17 protein-coding genes are annotated in these 19,972 nt (G+C 54.4%); 4 read left to right on the plus strand and 13 right to left on the minus strand.

What is annotated here, in order from left to right:
• Positions 1 to 109 precede the first annotated feature (109 nt).
• The 3 genes from AN233_RS16720 (at position 110) to AN233_RS03280 (ending at position 2,830) form a co-directional block, all read left to right on the plus strand.
• On the plus strand, positions 110 to 1,327 hold the full coding sequence (locus AN233_RS16720) for a homing endonuclease associated repeat-containing protein (RefSeq protein WP_176696629.1): 1,218 nt from the start codon (positions 110 to 112) through the stop codon (positions 1,325 to 1,327).
• A gap of 141 nt (positions 1,328 to 1,468) precedes the next feature.
• Complete coding sequence (locus tag AN233_RS03275; RefSeq protein ID WP_058365422.1) at positions 1,469 to 1,816, plus strand: hypothetical protein; 348 nt, start codon at positions 1,469 to 1,471, stop codon at positions 1,814 to 1,816.
• An 87-nt stretch (positions 1,817 to 1,903) separates the two neighbouring features.
• A complete protein-coding gene (locus AN233_RS03280) occupies positions 1,904 to 2,830 on the plus strand; it encodes an ArdC-like ssDNA-binding domain-containing protein (protein ID WP_058365436.1) in 927 nt (308 codons plus the stop codon).
• A gap of 134 nt (positions 2,831 to 2,964) precedes the next feature.
• On the opposite strand, the gene AN233_RS03285 is transcribed toward AN233_RS03280, so the two are convergent.
• From AN233_RS03285 to AN233_RS16205, 3 genes are all read right to left on the minus strand, one after another.
• Positions 2,965 to 3,723 (minus strand): potassium channel family protein, encoded by a 759-nt coding sequence (locus AN233_RS03285; protein ID WP_058365423.1) that lies wholly within the window; start codon positions 3,721 to 3,723, stop codon positions 2,965 to 2,967.
• 489 nt (positions 3,724 to 4,212) lie between these two features.
• The gene (locus AN233_RS16200; RefSeq protein WP_080508324.1) at positions 4,213 to 4,893 is read right to left on the minus strand and encodes a nucleotidyltransferase family protein; all 681 of its coding nucleotides are present in this window, start codon (positions 4,891 to 4,893) and stop codon (positions 4,213 to 4,215) included.
• Between the two features lie 859 nt (positions 4,894 to 5,752).
• Positions 5,753 to 6,901, minus strand: a complete 1,149-nt coding sequence (locus AN233_RS16205) for an XdhC family protein (protein ID WP_080508325.1) — start codon at positions 6,899 to 6,901, stop codon at positions 5,753 to 5,755.
• Positions 6,902 to 7,081: 180 nt separating this feature from the next.
• Between AN233_RS16205 and AN233_RS16210 the strand changes: the two genes are divergently transcribed.
• Positions 7,082 to 7,972, plus strand: coding sequence for an amidohydrolase family protein (locus AN233_RS16210; RefSeq protein WP_080508326.1), 891 nt, complete (start codon positions 7,082 to 7,084; stop codon positions 7,970 to 7,972).
• A gap of 42 nt (positions 7,973 to 8,014) precedes the next feature.
• Here AN233_RS16210 and AN233_RS03295 read toward each other — a convergent pair whose 3' ends face one another.
• The 10 genes from AN233_RS03295 to AN233_RS03340 form a co-directional block, all read right to left on the minus strand.
• A complete protein-coding gene (locus AN233_RS03295) occupies positions 8,015 to 9,589 on the minus strand; it encodes an AMP-binding protein (RefSeq protein WP_058365425.1) in 1,575 nt (524 codons plus the stop codon).
• Positions 9,590 to 9,953: 364 nt separating this feature from the next.
• A complete protein-coding gene (locus tag AN233_RS03300) occupies positions 9,954 to 10,319 on the minus strand; it encodes a Zn-ribbon domain-containing OB-fold protein (protein ID WP_058365426.1) in 366 nt (121 codons plus the stop codon).
• Positions 10,316 to 11,467 (minus strand): thiolase family protein, encoded by a 1,152-nt coding sequence (locus AN233_RS03305; RefSeq protein ID WP_058365427.1) that lies wholly within the window; start codon positions 11,465 to 11,467, stop codon positions 10,316 to 10,318. Before AN233_RS03305 ends, AN233_RS03300 begins: the two co-directional genes overlap by 4 nt.
• A 163-nt stretch (positions 11,468 to 11,630) precedes the next feature.
• Positions 11,631 to 14,084 carry a xanthine dehydrogenase family protein molybdopterin-binding subunit gene (locus AN233_RS16215; protein WP_176696630.1) on the minus strand — a complete coding sequence of 818 codons (2,454 nt, stop codon included), beginning with the start codon at positions 14,082 to 14,084 and terminating at the stop codon, positions 11,631 to 11,633.
• Complete coding sequence (locus tag AN233_RS16220; RefSeq protein ID WP_245625988.1) at positions 14,077 to 14,703, minus strand: (2Fe-2S)-binding protein; 627 nt, start codon at positions 14,701 to 14,703, stop codon at positions 14,077 to 14,079. Before AN233_RS16220 ends, AN233_RS16215 begins: the two co-directional genes overlap by 8 nt.
• Positions 14,703 to 15,581: an FAD binding domain-containing protein gene (locus AN233_RS03320; protein ID WP_058365430.1), complete on the minus strand. Its 879-nt coding sequence runs from the start codon at positions 15,579 to 15,581 to the stop codon at positions 14,703 to 14,705. The genes AN233_RS16220 and AN233_RS03320 overlap by 1 nt, the downstream gene beginning before the upstream one ends.
• 276 nt (positions 15,582 to 15,857) lie before the next feature.
• On the minus strand, positions 15,858 to 16,313 hold the full coding sequence (locus AN233_RS03325; protein ID WP_058365431.1) for a CoxG family protein: 456 nt from the start codon (positions 16,311 to 16,313) through the stop codon (positions 15,858 to 15,860).
• A 172-nt stretch (positions 16,314 to 16,485) separates the two neighbouring features.
• Positions 16,486 to 18,072 carry an AMP-binding protein gene (locus AN233_RS16225; protein WP_080508330.1) on the minus strand — a complete coding sequence of 529 codons (1,587 nt, stop codon included), beginning with the start codon at positions 18,070 to 18,072 and terminating at the stop codon, positions 16,486 to 16,488.
• Positions 18,073 to 18,136: 64 nt separating this feature from the next.
• Positions 18,137 to 18,550 (minus strand): PaaI family thioesterase, encoded by a 414-nt coding sequence (locus AN233_RS03335; RefSeq protein WP_080508331.1) that lies wholly within the window; start codon positions 18,548 to 18,550, stop codon positions 18,137 to 18,139.
• A 385-nt stretch (positions 18,551 to 18,935) separates the two neighbouring features.
• On the minus strand, positions 18,936 to 19,814 hold the full coding sequence (locus AN233_RS03340; protein ID WP_125919966.1) for a DUF6282 family protein: 879 nt from the start codon (positions 19,812 to 19,814) through the stop codon (positions 18,936 to 18,938).
• Positions 19,815 to 19,972: the final 158 nt, after the last annotated feature.

The raw sequence follows: 19,972 nt of genomic DNA on the forward strand, positions 1-19,972 counted from the left end.
CGAGAATTCCGTGAACTTGCGCTGATGTGTGCAGTATACAACATCAGGAAGGCCGCGGAACAGCAAATTCCACTCCCTTCAGGTGATTAAACACGGCCCCTCAGAAATCATGGGCAAGAAGCTGTACTCAGACGATGAACTCCTCAATCGGCTCCAGAAGTTCGCTGAGGAACTCGGTCGTCCCCCGTCGCAGAGTGAGATGGACGATTCGGGGCCTCATGCTTCGAAGACGTACGGGAATCGGTTCGAGTCGTGGAATAACGCACTCGAGGCAGCCGGACTTCAAACCGGAACGAACGATCCAAACGGACGACCACTGACCCCCGAAGAGGATCTTCTCGCAGATCTCAAATCGGTTGCTGACATTGTAGGGGGAACTCCGTCAGAGCGCGAATACGGTGTTCATGGAGAGTATTCGGTGAAGACATACTGCAAGCGATTTGGAGGGTGGAATTCAGCACTACGAGCGGCCGGTTTTGAACCGAACGTCGAAATGAACCTCTCCGAAGAGACACTCACTACTGCCTTACAGGGGTTCGCTGAAACTCTAGGTCGGCCGCCCACAACAGATGAGATGGACCGGAGTGGCCCCTACACCTCGGATTCGTACAAGCGAGCGTTTGGAACCTGGAATCGTGCTCTTCGACAGGCTGGGTTGGAAGTCCATTCCGTGTGGAATGTGAGCGAAGATGATCTGATATCCGAACTCAACAGTCTCGCCGAAGAGCTAGGTCATGTCCCTCGGAAGGATGAGATGCGGAATCAAGGGAATTGGAGTGCAGCAGTCTATCAGGAACAATTCGGTTCGTGGAATGAAGCTCTCCGAGCTGCCGGCTTCGAGCCGAATGAGCGGTGGCGAATCCCACGGGAGGAGTTATTAGCCGAATTGCGGGCTGTTGCGAATGAGCTGGGCCACCCACCGACAACGACGGAAATGAACGAACACGGGAATTTCACCATCGATCCGTATCAGCGTGAATTCGGAACGTGGCGAACAGCCCTTCAATCGGCCGACCCGGACTATCTAGAAAACTACCGTCAGTCAGATACTGAGACAGTTCCGTTTGGCTCGAACTGGCCACAGATTCGTGAGGAGATCATCACCCGTGACAACGAGTCCTGTCTGCGCTGCGGTATGGACCGCGAAGCTCACCGCGAGAAGTTCGGACGTGATCTCCCGGTTCACCACCGGATCCCTCGACGCCGGTTCTACAACGACCCAGACCAGTCGGTCGACGATGCAGATATGCCGAGTAACCTGCTGACTCTCTGTATCCCGTGCCATCGCCGCCTCGAACGGCTGCCAGTCCAACCAGTAGTTGACTAACAAGCGAAGTCCCACGTTCAGCACAAAGGTAACTGCCGGCGAACAGGGCGTCTACCTCCCGCCGACGTGACTTCGCGACCTGTTTTTCGTGCCCCCAGAGAGGGCGAGGGCTCCTTCGAAAGCTCTCAGAGGTGACTTCCAGTGAGTCAACAACAGAGTCCCGATAACGTCTCGGTCGACGATATTCCCGTCGATATCGACAACACGCAATCAGCGGAGGTCGATCCCGCCGACGTCCCCGACGAAATCGAATCCATCACCCGTGGGCTCGCCGGTGAGCAGCCGCCGACGAATCCCATAGTGGTTCTCAAGGCGGCCCGGTGGTGGTACATTCACGGCAAGGGCGGCACGGATCCCGCCTTCCAGTGGGCCATCGAGTGGGCGCGTCATCTTGCGACCGACACGCCCAGTGACGTCGAGCGGTTCGACGAGTTCCTCGAGTACCTCGTCACGGTTGGCTTTGCGGACGAACGCCACGAGCTCCGCTGACCGACAGAGCGGTTTTTTGAACGCCCCTGAGGGGTGCGGCGCGGTCTAAACAGACGCAGTCGCCGTGAACTCGATTCGGTGAACACGATGTCCACGACCAGAGACTCGTCGGTCTCCTTCGACCAGACCGACACGCGATCCGACGAGATGAACAGTACGATCGAACAGTGGATCGACGACCTCGTCGCCGGCGTCGACGACGCGCAGGCCAGCGCAGAGTTCCAGGAGTGGCTCGACGTCCAGAGTCGGTTCCACGACTACTCCTACCGGAACACGCTCCTCATCAAGCGGCAGTGTCCCGAGGCAACCCGCGTGGCTGGCTACCGGACGTGGCAGGAGGAGTTCGACCGTCACGTCAAAGAGGGTGAGTCGGCCATCTGGATCTGGGCGCCAATCATCGCGAAACAGTGCCCGGAGTGCGAGAACTCGCCGAGCTACCACGAGGACAGCGATTGTGAGTACGACGAGACGCCGCCCGAAGAGTGGTCCGAGGGCCTGGTCGGGTTCAAGCCCGCGCCGGTGTTCGACGTCTCCCAGACCGAAGGTGAGCCGCTTCCCGACCTGGACACAGAAGCGACCGGGGACCCCGACGACCTCGTCGAACAGTTGACTGCCGCCGCTGACGACCTCGGCGTGACGGTGCGGATCGTTCCCGACGAAGACTGGACCCACGGCGAGGCGAAGGGTATCTGTGAGCAGCTGAGCCTCGTCGACGTTCAGCCGCTCGTCGAGGTGCGTGATCGGGAGAACGAGGCCGACCTCGCGCGGACGCTGATTCACGAGTACGCCCACGCTCTGCTCCACTTCGACATCGACGACGACACCGAGCGGGCAAAACGCGAAGTCGAGGCCGAAGCCGTCGCGTACGTCGTCGGGCGCTACTGTGGGTTGGACACCAGCGGGTCGGCGTTCTACCTCGCCGCGTGGGAGTCGGACGATCCCGAGGTCGTTCGCGACCGACTCGGCCGGATCAGTTCCACAGCAGAAGAGGTCATCGACGTGCTCGAGGAATAATTCTCTCGCCCATTCGATTAACCAACAGAGGGATGCGTAGTTTTGTATTGTTGGTTAATCCAAATGTGATGTCGCCACTCTTTCAATCAATTCTACGTCCTAATCAGGAGGTCAAATTCGGGGTGTGATTCCTATTATTGTTCAATGAGCTGTTTTTGCTCTTCGAGCGTTTCCTCGTGGTCTTCAACAGCACCTTCCCGAGCCTCTGCATCACCACTGAGCCGGTCTGACAATTCTTTGAGACGGTCTTGTTTCCCATAGAGGACGAGCGTGTCGTCCGGTTTCGTCTCCGTATCTGGTTGCGGCGCACCAATATATGAATCACCACGACGGATGCCGAGTATCAACACCCCTTCGCGTGGTAAATCCAGCTCCGAAATCGACTCCCCTGCCAACCAATCACCCTCGTTGATTTCCACCTCCGCTACACGATATTCGCGTTGCAGACCGAGTAACTGGGCGTAATCCGAGATCTCCAACTCTGTCGTCTCACTCAGCGCCCACTCAATAAGCGGCGTCACGAGGCGGTTGAACCACCGACTTCGTGCGAACAGAATGATCACACCGGCGCCACCGAGAATATACAGCAAGTTCAACAGGTCGTCGCCACCAGTTCGCGTGAACGAAAGGATAAGTGACGAAATTGCACCGAGGAGTCCAATACTGCCGAGCCGAATGAGCGCCTTCACGGTTTTGCGGCGGCCGACGGTGGTGATAGCCTGTTCTGCCTCTTCGGTCGTATATCCGGCTCCAGAGAACGCAGACGTGGCTTGGAAGGAGGCCACATCTGGTGAAAGGCCCGTCATCTCCAGCGCAATCGAGCCGGTACGAACAATCAACAACGACAGCGCGAAGATGATCAGTAGTGACAGTATTGAGTACGTGGCAACCATACCTAGTGTAGCGTCCCCATATCTGTAAATAGCACCGCTTACGCGAACACTGCATTCACCGTGTCTATAAACAGTCATTCTGAGTGAAAGCCAGTCCATCAGCTACAGGGAGTTTTTCTGCGCCCTCGGGGGGTGGAGGCGCATTCTGACCTCCGTCGAATGATGACTGAACCCTATCTCACGACGGTCCTCGAGGAAGCCGAGCACGTTGCCAAGCAACACGACCAGGTCGCTCTTACGACAGACAACCAAGCCCACGAGTACCTCCGATACTCTGTCCGCGGCCAGCTAGTCGTCGGTAGTGACCAGTACGGGGGGTCTCGAGCCACGATCCCAGTGTGGCGTCGGCGTCCAAGAACCGATATGAACTCGACAGCAACACGATGTTCCCAAGTTTTCGGTGGAAGGGCGACGATTGAGGCGGTTCATAATTAAATACATACCCGTTATAAGATCCAGATATCCCAATAACAGGAAGCAATTGCTCTCTCAGATGTGGTCTTCACGTTGATTTATATCTCGAAGGACACCTGGATCACCAGTATTCACAATTACGGCGTCATCAACTGATAGCAACACGTGCTTCCCGCCGACGTCGCCCTTGCAGTCTGCTAGGTTCGGAAAGTGCTTGCGATCAAATAGTACTGGATTGCCGCGGTCGTTATTATACCCAGCGGCAAGCGCAGATCCGACACCAGCCTCGTAGGCTGAAACAAGCGCACGTACACTCTCAGGACGAATAAATGGCATATCCCCTAATGCAAACACCGCCGCCTCCACAGCATTATCATCAGTACCGAGTGCCCGTATCCCCGCCCGAACTGAAGATCCTTGCCCAGATTCATAATCCGGGTTCTCAACGATTGTAACGTCCAGTCCGGTGAGTGCCTCCATCACCTTTGTACTTTGGTGACCGACAATAACGACTACCGGGTCCAACCCGGCGTCGATTAGCGTCATCGCACTTTGCCGGACTATTGGGATGCCATCACTTCGCCGGGTCTTATTGGAGTCATCTATTGCACGACTCGAACTGCTATCAAGTTTAGTGAGGAGTTTATTTTCATCACCATATCGGGTACTCATGCCCGCAGCAAGCAGGACACCCGCAACTACCGAGTCCGCCTCATACTCGCTGGGTGGTTCAACAACAGGCAGTGTATCTTCCATTCTGTCAGAGGTCACTTTAGTTCCAGCACTGTAAGAGTGCGTTTCACGGGCTTGTTATGATGGAAGGATCGTAGATATAGGAACAGCATGTTAAATCCAGCGTAGGTTTATAGTTAAGATAGGATATCGTAACGTACCTTAATATGTTTTCCTGTTACGCCCATCGCGTTTAATTTGTCGAGTCCTACCAGACGGCGAAGGCTTACAACCACGGTTCCCCCGTCGTTGGCTCGACGCGTCCGAAAACTATTACTGAGCGAGAAAGTCTATTATTTTATCTCTCGAAAGATACGTTTAACAGCATTCCGATGCCCATGATGAACCGTCTGAAATCGGATCCCACTTTTAGCAAGGCTGCTTTGAGATGCCGGGCTCCATCGACCAGAAACACCGCGGTCTTTGTCGTCGTGTTTCTCGTGTATCCCCCGCAGGAACTGTTCAGTTAGCGCCGTTATTTTCGTCTGGATCAGCGGTATGTGAAGGACTTTCGTTCGAGTTGAGATTGTGATCGCAGCGTACGTCCAGTCCGGCTGGCCGTCAATACGGACCACTGTTTCGTCAACTTCGATCTGGTCCGGACTAGCGTCATTCGTGGGTTATAAACTAGGCTTCTACTTCCAGTTGGGCGTCTTTCTGTGACCGTTTAACGCTAAAATAAAACTCATGCTAACTGTATTTAGAAGTGATAAGAAAGGGCAGGAAGGGGTGAATGTTGAGACCCATCAACTCAGTCGGTCCTCACTCTCGCGGCATATATCAAATTTAATCCATCACTGGACACCGTAACGACGGGCTTCAGCTGTGGACGCCAGAAATTAGTTACGTGGCACCGTTTCGAGAGTTCTCCTTATTATTCGACTTAAGACGTGGGGTCGTTAGAAACGTGAATCGGCTCAGATCGATCGGAAAGCTGCCCGCCACTACGGCCGTTTGCGACCGCCATCACTTCCGAAATGATACTAATCGCGATACCAACCGGGCTACCATCCCCGAGGTCAAGGCCGACCGGCGTCGCAACACGGTTTAGTTCCGCCTGTGTGAATATTTTGCCCTCTTCGGCAGCTTCCTCTTGTAGGGTTTCAAAACGCTTGTTTGGCCCCATCAATCCGATGTACGGCACATCGGTTTCCTCAAGGAGAGATTCAAGCGCGAGGCGATCATCCACAAGGTTATGCGATAATAGGACAGCATACGTATTCTCGTCGTCCTCAACGATTGCGGGAACATCAGTCGGATGGGTTGACTGAACCCGATGAGCGTGTGGATATTGGTCTCGAGCAGCACGTGCTCCACGAGGAGATGCAACTGTTACCCGGAATCCTGCGTCCGATCCAAACCGTGCGACTGCATGAACGTCATTTTGTGCCCCAAACAATAGGAGGTCTGGCGCAGGTTTGATGCCGTCGACGAAAAGTTGGAGCTCGTTACCTTCGTATTCAACCGTAAGAACCGTACTTGATCCAGATTCTCGGGCACTCGCTATGGTATCCTGTATTTCTGTAAGTACATCATCGGGGAGCCCAGCACGGTCGGTGCCGGTTTGCGGACCATCATCTGTAATGACCGTACGTGACCCAACAGGAGTATCAGGTACAGTGCTGTCAGTTACTGTCACTACGGCTGCAGATTCACGGTTATTGAGCGCCGCAAGTAGCGGGTCGAATGAATCATCAAGCGGTTCAACGAGTATATCAATAACGCCATTACAGCCGAGTCCAAGCCCCCACTCATCATCATCCATCAGATCGAACGTCTCGACAATCATGGAGCCGCTCTCGCGGGCATCCGCAGCAAGGTCAGCAACAGGGCCTTCAAGGCAGCCTGCTGTAATAGCCCCGATAGCGTCCCCGGAAGCGGGGGCTACGAGTTTCGCACCAGGCCGACGGTACGCTGACCCCTCTACATCGACGACAGTAGCAACTGCTGCAGTGGCGTTAGCCTCACGTAACGAGTAGAGAGTATCATGGAGGGAACGGTCTGTAACACTCCACGGATCGTCTCGATCCATATCCGCAATTTATAGTTGGGACCACTTAGGTATTCCTTGAACGAGAAATTCGGTCTTGGTCTCGGAAGATTCCTCAATAACCAGGTTCGATCACGAACCCGGGATGTCGTCGATATCCGTATTAGATGTGATTCCGAAAACAGGAACGGTTATGGCGAGGAAATCAGTAAGTAGTTGGGCATGAATACTGGCAAATCACAGGTGACAGCCCAAGATCCTAATCCAGGCGTTTGGCCCAGCTGCCCCGTTGTCGACTCACATGTCCATCTGTTTCCTAAACGCCTGTTCGAAGCCATCAGCGAGTGGTTTGCCACCAAAAAATCCTGGTCAATCCCAGTACTTCCGCCAGAAACAGTCGTTGAACGCCTCCAAGACAGAGTAGCTGGTTTCGTATTCTTTCCGTACGCACATCGTCCTGGCGTATCCACGTCACTGAACGAAATGGCAGCAGAATGGCAGTCCCGGCTACCAGAAGCTGTTGGTCTCGGTACGGTCCACGCTGACGACGAGGACCCTGCCGCTGTCGTAGCGGAGGCTTTTGAAATGGGACTTCAGGGAGTAAAGATTCACTGCCCCGTTCAGGGGTTCTCCCTCGGTGATACTCGACTTGATCCAGTGTACGAGACCCTCGTGAGTGAAGACGCGCCGCTCATCGCACACGCATCGACACATCCCTTCTATCGTGGAGATAATGACCTCGGTCCCACGCCTCTGTCGCATGTCCTATCTCGATTCCCCAATCTCCGCATTTGCATTCCACATCTTGGGCTTTTTGAAACAGCGGAATTCCTCGAGATAGCCAACCGCTACGATAACGTCTACTTCGACACAGCAGTTGCACTTGGAAGTAGTACCCACGACCTTATTGACGTTCGTGATGGGGACATTCCCAGGAAACGGCTCCGTGAGATTTCTGATCAGGTCATGTTCGGAACGGACTATCCTATTCGACCACAGAACTACGAGGCGGCTTTCAGAGGCATCACGGAGATATTCCCCAATCAAAAAAAGGACGTATTCTTCCGGAACGCCCAGGATTTTTTTGATGCAAGCTTCGGCATTCAGGCGTGAGAGTTGCATTTCTGAGCGACGAACACGTTCACCAGAGAGTATTCATACCTCCGAGATTGCATAGACTTCGGTGTTCAAATCCTCCGTATCAAGCTTTCTCCGAAGGACCTTGCCGACGTTGCTTTTCGCGATGTCTTCGACGAATACGTACTTTCGAGGCCGTTTGAAGGTTGCAAGGTCCTCACTACTTCGACAGAAGCTATCTAGACGTTCGGCGAGATCATCAAAGCCCTCGTTGATATCAGTTTGAATGAATGCTGTGACGACTTGATTCCAGCGTTCGTCATCAAGACCAACGACAGCAACTTCATTAACCTCGCTGTGACCGTCAAGGACGTTCTCAACCTCAACTGGATAGATATTTTCGCCGCCGGAGATAATCATATCGTCAACGCGGCCAACAACGAAGAGATCGCCGTCCTCATCACGGTACCCAAGGTCGCCAGTGAAGTACCAGTTGTCCTGGAAGGATTTGTCGTTGGCGTCCGGTTGGTTGAGGTACCCAGTAAACGCCTCTGGGGATGATGCGTCGACAATAATCTCACCGAGGTCACCCTGCTGCACGGTCTTTTCAGGGTCAACAGTTTCTCCTTGAACGGGTTTCACTACCCGAACACGGGTATTGATACCCGCACGTCCCGCGGATCCAGGTTTCTCGTCAATCCACGAGCAGATACTGTACGTGTAGACCTCGGTACTACCATAGTGGTTAACGAACACATCGGGCTCGAATATCTCACGCACCCGTTGCTGAACGGGCTCCGTCATCGGCGTGCCAGCGTATCCGAGGCGACGGACACTTGATAACTTGGCGTCCGATATCCCATCATGTTTCACGAGGTCGTGGAAGACAGTTGGAACTAGGTAGAGACTCGTGATGTTCTCCTGTTCTACAAGGTTAACTGTCTGTTTGGGGGAGAATGACCGTTGGGCAACCCAGGTCCCTCCGACAATTGTGGTGGTCGTAAGCGTGCGGAGCCCCATCGTGTGATAGATTGGCATCAGCCCAAGCGTCGTTTCGTTATCGACCCAGCGGGATTGGATCGCATGCGCGGTAGACGCTGCATACGTGTTTGTATGGCTGCGTGGGACACCCTTTGGGCGGCCTGTTGTGCCACTTGTGTGAAGGATGACGCTGGTATCATCAGTCTCGACATCCGCAATCACCACATCACCAGTCCCCTCCGAAACGACGTCTTCGAAGGACTCCGCGTACTCAGGCACGTCTTCGTCCACGTAGACCAGAGTTTTCTCATCGTCGAACTCGTCTCGCGCTCTGTCAACAGCATCCCGAGCGACCGAGGAGTAGATTAGAACATCTGGCTCCGTGTTATTTACGAGATACTGTAGTTCGTCAGCAGCGGCACGGATGTTGTACGGTGTGAAGACCGCACCGAGTTTCTGAAGTGCCCAGTAAATCGTACCCGCCTGAACACGTGGCTGCATGACGACGCCAACTCTATCTCCGGATTCGATACCGCGTGCTTCGAGCGTTGATGCGAGGTCATTAACACGCTCGTTCCATGCTTCGTACGTGTACCGGATGTCAGCGTCCGAGTCCACTACAGCGGTTCGTTCTGGATACCGCTCGACGGTCCGGTCGAAAATCCTTCCCATGTGCATAATTAATTCTACTCTTCTGCATAAGCAGGTCTACGTGCTCTAATGAAAAACTTTCCGTCGTTAACCAGAATATGTTACAGACATATGTCCGTATCGGACAGTAGGATTACCCCATCATTACTCAGGAGAGACTGGCCCCAGATTCTTGGCTACTGCCAGTTGACTATACTACATATAACGGCGCTTCTGCTCTCCAGATGGTACCTCCGGAACGACGTCTTTGGGGATCAAGCTGCGGACGCAGGAAGTTCCACATGCGCCCGTCTGTCAGTACTGTGTAGTCAATTAAACGGCCGACTAATTCACTGAATGCGTAGAGCAGCTCTAAATAGGCACAGAAGAGTTAGACGGAAACCCGCTATACTGGCTCGAACCGGTAGCCGTCCCACTCCTGGCTGTCAGGCTCGCGGATGCCCGCCTCGGGGTCGCGGAGCTCTTCTTCGTAGACGGGTTCGACCTCGGAGCCGATTTCGACGCCGTTGGCGGTCGTGAGCTGGCCGAGCGCGCGCACGCTCTCGCCCTCGACAGAGAACTCGACGATGGCGAGGTGGTTGGGTTCGCGGACGCCCGGCGGCGTCGCCTGCGAGGTCGTCCACGTGACGACGGTGCCGGTGCGCTCGGCGAGGTCGACGGTCTCGGTCTGTTCCTCCCCGCACTCCGGACAGCGCGTGTGTCCGGGGTACGTGACGTGGCCGTTCGGGCAGCGGTGTGCGTCGAAGCTCATGGCTGTTCGAGGATGGTGGTGGTCACGCAGTTATCGAAGCCGCCGACGTTACACGCGAGGCCGACGCTCCCCTCGACCTGCCGGTCGCCCGCTTCGCCGAGCAACTGCACGTAGAGTTCGTACGCCTGTGCGACGCCGCTCGCACCGAGCGGGTGGCCCTTCGACTTCAGTCCCCCAGAGGTGTTGATTGGGAGGTCGCCGTCGCGGTCGGTGACGCCGTCCTCGACGGCCTGCCAGCCCTCGCCCTTCTCGAAGAAGCCGAGGTCCTCGCTCTGGAGGAACTCCAAGATAGTGAACATGTCGTGGAGCTCCGCGAGGTCGACGTCCTCAGGGCCGCGGTCGGCCATCTCGTAGGCGACCTCCGAGGACTCGACGACGCCCTGCATCGTCGTCGGGTCCTCGCGCTCGTGGACGACGTGGGTGTCCGTCGCGCCGCCGATGCCCGAGACCACCACGTAGTCGTCGGCGTACTCCTCGGCGACCGACTCCGGGCAGAACAGGAGGGCCGCGCTCCCGTCCGTAATCGGACAGAAGTCGTACAACCGCAACGGATCTGCAATAATTGGCGAGTTCAGGACTGTCTCCAGGTCGACTTCCTTGCGGAACTGCGCGTGTGGGTTGTCGACGCCGTTGCGGTGGTTCTTCACCGCGACCTTCCCGAGGCTCTCGCGGGGCGCGTCGTACTCGTCGAGGTACTTGCGTGCGGCTAAGCCGGCGAATCCAGGGAGTGTGGCGCCGTGCTTGTACTCGACGGGGTGGGTGAGGCTAGCGATGACGTCGGTCGCCTCGCTGGTGGTTTTGTGGGTCATCTTCTCGCCGCCGACGAGCAGCGTCATCTCGCTGGCGCCGGAGGCGACGGACTGCCACGCGGCGTAGATGCCCGCGCCGCCGGAGGCGCTCGTCTGGTCGACGCGCTGGGTGTACGCGCCGAGCGCGCCGAGGTCGTGGGCGAGCGCGTTCGGGACGCCGGTCTGTCCCTCGAACTCGCCGCTGGCCATGTTCGAGACGTAGAGGTGGTCGAGGTCGTCGCCGTCCACGCCCGCGTCCCGCAGGGCGGCGTCGCCGGCCTCCGCCAGCAACTCCCGCACCCACGCGTCGCGGTCGCCGAACGCCGTCATCGACGCACCGATGATTGCTACACGGTCCATACAACCAGCAGGAGAAGGTAGATGCTTGAGGTTTGGGATTTACTACCGAATCAGTGACAGCATCCCGTAATATATGTTGGTCAACACTTCGGGAGTTCCACGAAATCTGGACCAAATTGAGATAGGTATGACAAAACGAACAAGAAGGAGGTTCCGTAAGCTACTATTCGGCAGACTCAGCGTCGTTAAGCATATTCCAAACTCGCTGAGGTTTGAGTGGCAGAGAGGTGATTTCGATACCAGCGGGTTCGAGTGCATCACTAACGGCGTTTCCGATAACGGCGGGGGCGGCTTCCGTACCGGCCTCACCGGTTCCCTTTGAACCCAGTGGAGTCTTTGGGGACGGCGTCTCCAAGTGATCAAGCGTGTATTCGGGAGCTTCCTTGGCGGTTGGCACTGAGTAGTCCATATAAGTATCTGACTGGAGAGTCCCGTTGTCGTCGTACTCGAGTTCCTCGTAGAGCGCACCGGCTAGTCCATGGAAAATCCCTCCCTCGATCTGTCCGTCAACGATATTGGGATTAACGACGGTGCCACAGTCATGGACCGCGACATAGTCAAGGATGTCTATTTCGCCAGTAGCCGCATCCACCTCAACGGCGACGAGTTGAACACCATAGCCGTACGTCCCTGAGGAATTGATGGTATCATCCTCATTAATTGGTGTCGAATTTGAGAGGCTAAACGTATACTGCTCGCGAATCCCTGGTGACTCGTCGTCCGGAAGTGCATCCGGATTCCAGTGGGCAGTGCCAGCAATCCGTCGGAGGGAGACAGAATCTTCCGGACCATATGCCCGTCCATCAGAGAGTGTGATTTCAGCAGAATCAACATCAAGAAGGTGGCCAGCGATACGCCTCATCTTCGCTGCAACACCCTGTGCCGCGCCTTGGACGGCACTATGCCCCATCGTCCCGAACCGGGATGAATACGTCCCCGAAGAAACGCTCCACGCCTTCTCATTTGTATCCATCCCCGCGATAACTGTGATTGCTTCAGGCTCAACGCCAAGTTCATCCGCGGCGATTTGCGAGGCCGTTGTCTCGTGGCCTTGTCCGTTCGGTGCGGAGTCAAGTTCTACGACAATACTCGCGTCCGCCTGTACCATCATCGTAACAGTGCTTGCCGCACCGGACTTTGGGTTGCCCTTTTCGCGCTCTTCCGGTGGGAGTGCTGCGGCGACGTACCCCATATTCGACGCAGACGGGTCAACGACAGCGGCGCAACCAATCCCTATATAGCTCCCCTCTTCGCGAGCTTCCGCCTGTCGTTGGCGATAGTCCTCATAATCGAAGAGTTCTTTTGCGCGCGCAAGTGCTTCAGCATATCGACCGCTGTCGTACTCCCCACCCATCGGCGTTGTGTACGGGAACTCGTCGCTGCCGATGAAGTTCCGTTCTCGAAACACCGTCGGGTCCATGTTGACGGCCTCAGCCATCTGATCGACGAGCCGCTCAAGTCCGAAGTAGTACTGATGGCAGCCGTATCCACGATTGAGGCCCGCAGGGCACTTGTTTGTCTGGACCGCGTAGAAATCGCCACCGAACGCGTCGAAATCGTACGTGTTTACGAAGTTAGCGAGTGGCCGAAATGTGTTTCCTGGCTCTGGGGCGCGCACATACGCCCCGAAATTATCGTAGAGTTCGACTCGAACGCCGAGGATATCGCCATCATCGGAGACAGCTCCACGCATGCGCTGAGTTCGGTCAGTGTGGCAGCCACTCGCTCGAAGGTGTTCACGTCGACTCTCAATCCATTTGACCGGCACATTAGCGACTTTCGACGCGACAGTCGCAAGCGCAACATATGGGTAAACATGGGCCTTCACCCCAAAACTGCCTCCGTTGTCGGCGGGGACTTTAAACTGGAGATCAGCCTGGCTCATACCGAGGGCTCCTGCAACAACTGGATGCATTGTGAACGGGCCCTGAAAGTTCGACCATACCGTTGCCGAGTCACGACCGCGATCGTAGTCGGCAATCACCCCGTACGTCTCCATCGGGGAACTTGTGTAGCGCGGGAATGTAAATTCGGACTCGACAACGTGATCCGCCTTCTCGAATGCGTCCTCAATCGGCCCGTACTCAAGCGTGCGCTCATTCGCAAGGTTCCCATCCTCATGGAGCTTCGGAGCATCCGCCTCAATTGCATCAAGTTCATCCATCACCGGATCGAGACGGGTATAGGAGACGTCAATATCTTCTAAGGCATCCTGTGCGGCGTATTTTCCGGTTGCGACGACCGCTGCAACCGGTTCACCGTCATACCGGACCTTATCCACTGCCATCGGGTAGTATTCCGGTGGGTTCTGGACGCCGACAGCGAACGGATCCATATGCTCTACAAGAGTCTCACCCGTGATGACAGCGGTAACATCAGATCGTGCTTCTGCGGCAGATGTATCAATCTCCTCAATTTCACCATGTGCAAGTGGCGATCGGAGGATGGCGAGCGCGTGGACATTCCCTGTCGGCTCGAAGTCATCCATATACTTTCCTTCTCCGCGGACGAGACGGTCATCCTCGCGACGACCGAACGCCTTCCCAACGTACTCCTCAGACTGCTCACCAGAAACTCCAGCAGCTTCAGACTCGCCGTCCGGCTGTGCTTCACTCATCGAAATCACCTCCAGCCTGACAGCAGCAGTCTGCTCCGCAACCACCTGTCGGAACACCTCCATCTGTCGTAGCTTCTGTCTCCTGGGAGCCCCCCTCTAGTTCATCAGCCGCCCACTGGATGCTTTGGACAATTGAGTTATAGCCCGTACAGCGGCAGATATTCCCGGAGATTGCAGATTTGATCTCCTCCTCGCTTGGATCCGGGTTCTCCTCGAGTAGCGCGTAGGAGGTCATGAGGAATCCGGGTGTGCAGAAACCACATTGGAGTCCATGTTTTTCTTTAAAGCCCATCTGGAGGGGATGGAGTGTCGCACCCTCGCGGGTCTCCAGGTCAACACCCTCAGATTCCGCGATATCTGCGAGTCCTTCCACAGTGGTGAGGTCGTCACCATCAACCTGTGCGGCATACAGCATGCACGATTTTTTTGGCACACCCTCATGAAGAACTGTGCACGCTCCACACTTTCCGACAACACAGCCTTGGTGTGTTCCGGTAAGACCGAGTTCCTCTCGTAGGAAATGCACGAGGAGTGTACGATCCTCAGTTGTCCGTGTGTACTCCGTCCCGTTCACCGTCACTGTTATCGTCGACGTCATATCGTGGTTCTTTTCGTTCATTAGTTATCAAGTGCGCGCTCGTACGCGGTTTTGATTGCTCGACCAGCGAACTCGCCGGCCATCGCTTCTTTGTACTCGCCTTCTGAGCCTCCTTCGTCCGGCAATACGGCGTCGCGAACCGCTGCCTCAGCCTGATCCAGGACACCGTTTTCAAGCGTTGTGCCCTCGACAGTCTTCTCAGCCTCGGTTGCCTGAGTGAGTGGGCCAACGGAACCTATACTCAGACGCGCGTTCGTGATGACGTCATCACCGTCAACCTCGACGATTGCTGCGACCCCAACGAGTGCATAGTCACCTGAACGCTCCGCGTGTTTCTTATATGTACTTCCGATGCCACCGTCCTCAACGGATGGCGTCAGTTTCGGAAGCGACGCACTCGTGATGAGTTCCCCCTCCTCAAGGTCAACGGTGAACATCCCAATATAGAACTCGTTAAATGGAATGGTTCGTTCTCCGTCCAGTCCCTGAACAGTGATATCCGGGTTAAGGACCTGAAGGACTGGGAGATAGTCTCCGGAAGGATCGGCTTCAGCGATGGTCCCGCCGAAGCTTCCCTGGTTTCTCACCGGCCAGTCAGCAATCTGTCCGATACATTCGCTGAATAGGTAAACAGACTCTACAATTGGGTCAGCGCGCTCAATATCCGTATGACGGGCGAGGGCGCCAACTTCGACAGAGTTGCCCGTATCTTCGACGTACCGGAGATTGTCGAGGCCGCTAATGTCAATAAGGTACTCTGGTGAAGCAAATCGGGTCTTCTGGAGGGGAACGAGACTTTGTCCACCGGCGATCAATTCCGAATCATCGTACTCTTGGAGTGCATCAAGTGCCTCCTCAACGCTCTCAACGGGAACGTGTGTGAACTGGCTTGGATACATGTTATCTATGGTCTTGGCATTGACTACCGCGTACTCGTGGAAATTACGCTTCTTCTGTTGTAATTCTTTCTAATGGGGGACATCATGGTCCCGTCGATACGTAAGGACAAGTTGCTCTCTTGAAATCACCGAGTACTACGCCACGTCAATAAATCGATGAAGGTTCCGTTTCTGGTGTATGCTGCCAAACTTCTTCGACATTCTATGTCGTTTTACCAATTCCAATCGGTCAACACTCTCTTGTGTTGATTTTATCCGAAGTGGGATGTGTCGGTGTTAGACTGACGCAGATTGCTCGTCAACATGTGTTTCAAGGTTCGAGAAGAACGTTTTGAGGTCCTTGTTCGCCTTACGCTTGATGATGCGTGAGCCGAGCGAGGCGAGTTTGCCGGAGAAGTCAAAGTGGACATCGTAGGCAAGCGTCGTCGCATCGCCCTCATCTTGGAACTCAACCCGGGCGTTTCCATCCACTCGGCTATTGATTGTATTATCTGTCCCCTCAATATCAACTTCAATCCACTTCGGTTTGTCTTGGTCGGTAATATCGACGTCTGCGGATAGTGTGAGCGAGATACCCGCTAGACCCCGTTCAAGTGATCCCTCGTAGTGGTCACCGTCACGCTCCAGGTGCTGAGCACCCGGAATTGTCATTTCGAGTGTTTGCGGGTCGAGGATGATATCCCAAAGCTGGTCTCGTGGCTTGTCGATCGTCTGCGTGTCACTGAGATCCATGATTCCGTCATTATCCAAATATGGTATCGAGGATATAAATCTATGGGTCGGCCGAGAGATGTGTTACGGGCATATGTTAGTAACAGACTGGTCCGGGAATAGGGAACCATGCGGAAATGGTATTCAGAGGACGGCCGCAGGCAGAGAAGATAGCTGCGGGCTGGTCTATTAACTATATGCTAACAGTACGATACACATGCAGATCAACATCGTCTTTTTGCAGCTCTTTTCGGAGAATTTTCCCAACATTACTTTTAGCAAGTTCTTCAGTGAAAAAGTAGGTTCGGGGACGCTTGAAATCAGCAAGGTCGTCGCTTTTTCGACAGTACTCATCGAGAGTAGCAGCGATTGCCTCAAAGTTCGCAGTATCCGGATCTGTGTCAAGAGTAACGAAAGCCGTCACTGATTGATTCCAGCGTTCGCTCGGACGCCCAACGACCGCTGCTTCCCTGACTACCTCATGGGCCTCCAGAACGTCTTCAACTTCAACTGGGTAGATGTTTTCACCACCGGAGATTATCATATCATCCACGCGTCCGACAAGAGACAGACCGCCATCACCATCACGGTATCCGAGATCGCCGGTGAAAAACCACCCATCTACAAGCGTTCGCGCCGCCTCATCTGAATCATCCGTCAGGTAACCGTCGAAAGCTTCTGGTGAAGACGCGTCGACGATAATTTCCCCAAGTTCACCTTGTTCAACTGTCTTTTCCGGATTAAGATTCCCGAAATCCATTGGTTCGACGATACGGATTTCAGTATTTATACCAGCATAACCAGTCGAACCCGGTTCAACGGTGAGGTTCTCACGGATGGTGTGTGTGTAGACTTCAGTACTGCCATAATGGTTAACGAATACGTCTGGGTCGAAAACGTCGGCAACCTGGCGAACAACGGGAATAGTCATACTTGCGCCAGCGAATGAGACACTCTGTACAGAGTTTAGCTCCGCATCCTCAATCGCAGCTGAGTTCACGAGATCGTGATACACGGTCGGAACGAGATAGAGACTTGTAATATTCTCTGATGCCACGAGGTCAACAGTCTCCGCTGCGGAAAACGAACGCTGGGCAATCCAAGTCCCGCCAAGCACGAGTATTGCGGCAAGCGTATGCAGACCCATCGTATGTGAGAGCGACATCAACCCAAGAGTTGTCTCACGTTGGGACCACGACGTTTGGATGGCATGAGCCATTGCGGCGGTGTATGTATTCACATGGGTACGGGGGACGCCTTTCGGGTCACCAGTTGTACCACCTGTGAAAAGAATGGCGCTCGTTTCCGTAGGGTCCACAAACGTTGGGTCCACTGCTCCGCCGTCTCCGATAAATTCCTCATACGACGTTATGTCCTCGACTTCATCGTCCACAGAAACAACCTCAAAACTCGCTTCAGAGTCGGTTCGAGCGTCGGTAACCGTCTCAGAAGTGTCCTTCGAGAGGAAAAGGAGATCGGGATCGGCGCTATTCATGAAATACGCTAGTTCTGCGCTAGATGACCGGAAATTTAGCGGGATGAACACTGCACCGACTAATTGGGTGGCGCAGTAGATAGTCGCTAGTTCCGACCGGTTACGCATCGTCGCCGCGACACGGTCACCTGGTGAAACGCCAGATCGCGTTAGTGCTGCAGCAAGATCAGTTGTCTTGTCATACCACTCGCGATACGTGTAGCGGATGTCTTCTTCCTGGTCAACGATCGCTGTCTCCTCTGGGTAGCGCTTGACCGCTCGCGCGAATATCCGACCCATATTCATGGTATATCATTCCCAACAACGGACAAGGTAGGTAAAAGTATTCGGCTGCGATGCTACGAGACGGTTATTTCCACTTCTGGAAGTACGTCGCCTTCCCGGTAGAAACCAGTTCATCACCGTTTGTGACTTCAGCCTCGCCTACAGCGATGGTTCCTCCTCGATCAATAAGCTCGGCAGTAGCAACAATCTCGCCCTCCGTAACCGGTGCGTGATAGTTTACATCCATATCGATGGTTAACGGTTCCATCTCGTCCAGGGGCGCCTCAGCATCACTATGGATGGCACCAGCGACGGCTGCATCGACAAGTGTTGCCATAACCCCTCCATGCACCACAGTATGATTTGTGATGCTTTCGTCGTATGGGACATGGAACTCTGCAGTGCCATCCTTAACAATGGCATTTTGGATTCCAAGCTTATTCAGGAATGGCATTGACTCGAAGTATTCCTCCATTTCGCGGTCTACTTCCTCGGACATTGTATGCGAACGGCTGTTACCTCTTCCAGCTATACCAAATAGGTATCGGTTCTATTGATGTCTCTGAAGGCCGAGCTCGTCTACAGCGCCACACTACTGGCCATTTCTACGCAGGGTTCGAAGATGTGCTTGCTTCATCTACCTTGATTCCAGCCCGGTTTTCTGCGTGAAATCAGAGAAGGAAATCGTTCCAGATTAGAAGGAGCAAACTACCTCGGATGAGATGATAACGTCGACCAATTACGTAAAATACCCAATCAGCCCGTCGAATGCGGTGTGGATGAATTGGCAGAGATATCCAGACAGCAAGTCATAGCATACCCCCCAGATTTCCAGTAAAGCGTCTACTAACAGCAGATCCCACGAGATTGGTTGAGAAAGCGTTTCAGTCCAGATCGAAGATGCGTTTTGGATTATCCTTGATCATCATCTCAATATCGGCTTCAGAGACTCCCGCATCAAGCATATCTCTAATGAAATTCTTGAACTGTTCAACCGCTGGCGGATTCGCTGTAGCGCCACCATCAGTTGCCATCACCGCGTTTTCTGGCCCAACAACGTCAACAGCATCGACATAATCGTCAATCGTTGCAGCGTTCCCCATCATTTCGCTCATGCAGATGTAGTGGAATTCTAGAGTTGCGCCAAGATCTGTGATAGTGCGCATCTGATCATGGGTGTAGTTGAGGAAGTTCGCGTGGGGATGTTGGACAAGGAATTCTTCGACACCTCGATCAGTTGCCTCATCAACAAGTGCGATTGATTCCTCCGGACTCAAGTGTGAGAGGCCGATTACCATGTCGTGTTCCGCAATACGGTCAAGGACATCTAACGTTTCCTGAGTCAGGTGTCCATCGTCGCCAAGTACAGAAAGGCCAGACTTCTCATCTTCTTCCGCTTCGAACATTTGAACAGCAGCGTTCTCTAGATGGTTTGCGGCCGTGATGGTTGGCATCCAAACGATATCAGCGTTGAAGTTTGAGACACCATCCACGGCATGATGGTTCAGTCCCCCAACCCACTCATTCAGAGTGATACCACCCCGCATATCGAATCCCACCTCATCACGGACATTCATCGCGCGGGACGCGGTCTCAAAGTGGTGATTCTTTGTAACAACAGCGCGCATATCATGCTGCTGGGCTTTCCGTGCAGCCGAAAAGTCAGTATCATGCCGTGGAAAAGCCCCAGGCGCTGTGTGCATGTGCGTGTCCACCGCACCGGTCACCAAGTGGTTAATTTGGTCTGAGTTTCTCGACGTCACGTTCGACAGTCACTCGCAAATTCTCTTATAGCTATTGGTGTTTACCACTCCCAGTCTTCAGTTTCGACCACGATAGACACCAATATACCACCAATAAGCGACCAGAACGGCGTTCCAATATCGAAAAGGGAAACGCCAGACATCCCCACAATAAGTGC

Origin of the sequence: Haloparvum sedimenti (assembly GCF_001462205.1) — an archaeon.
In the GTDB taxonomy this organism is placed as follows: Archaea; Halobacteriota; Halobacteria; order Halobacteriales; family Haloferacaceae; genus Haloparvum; species Haloparvum sedimenti.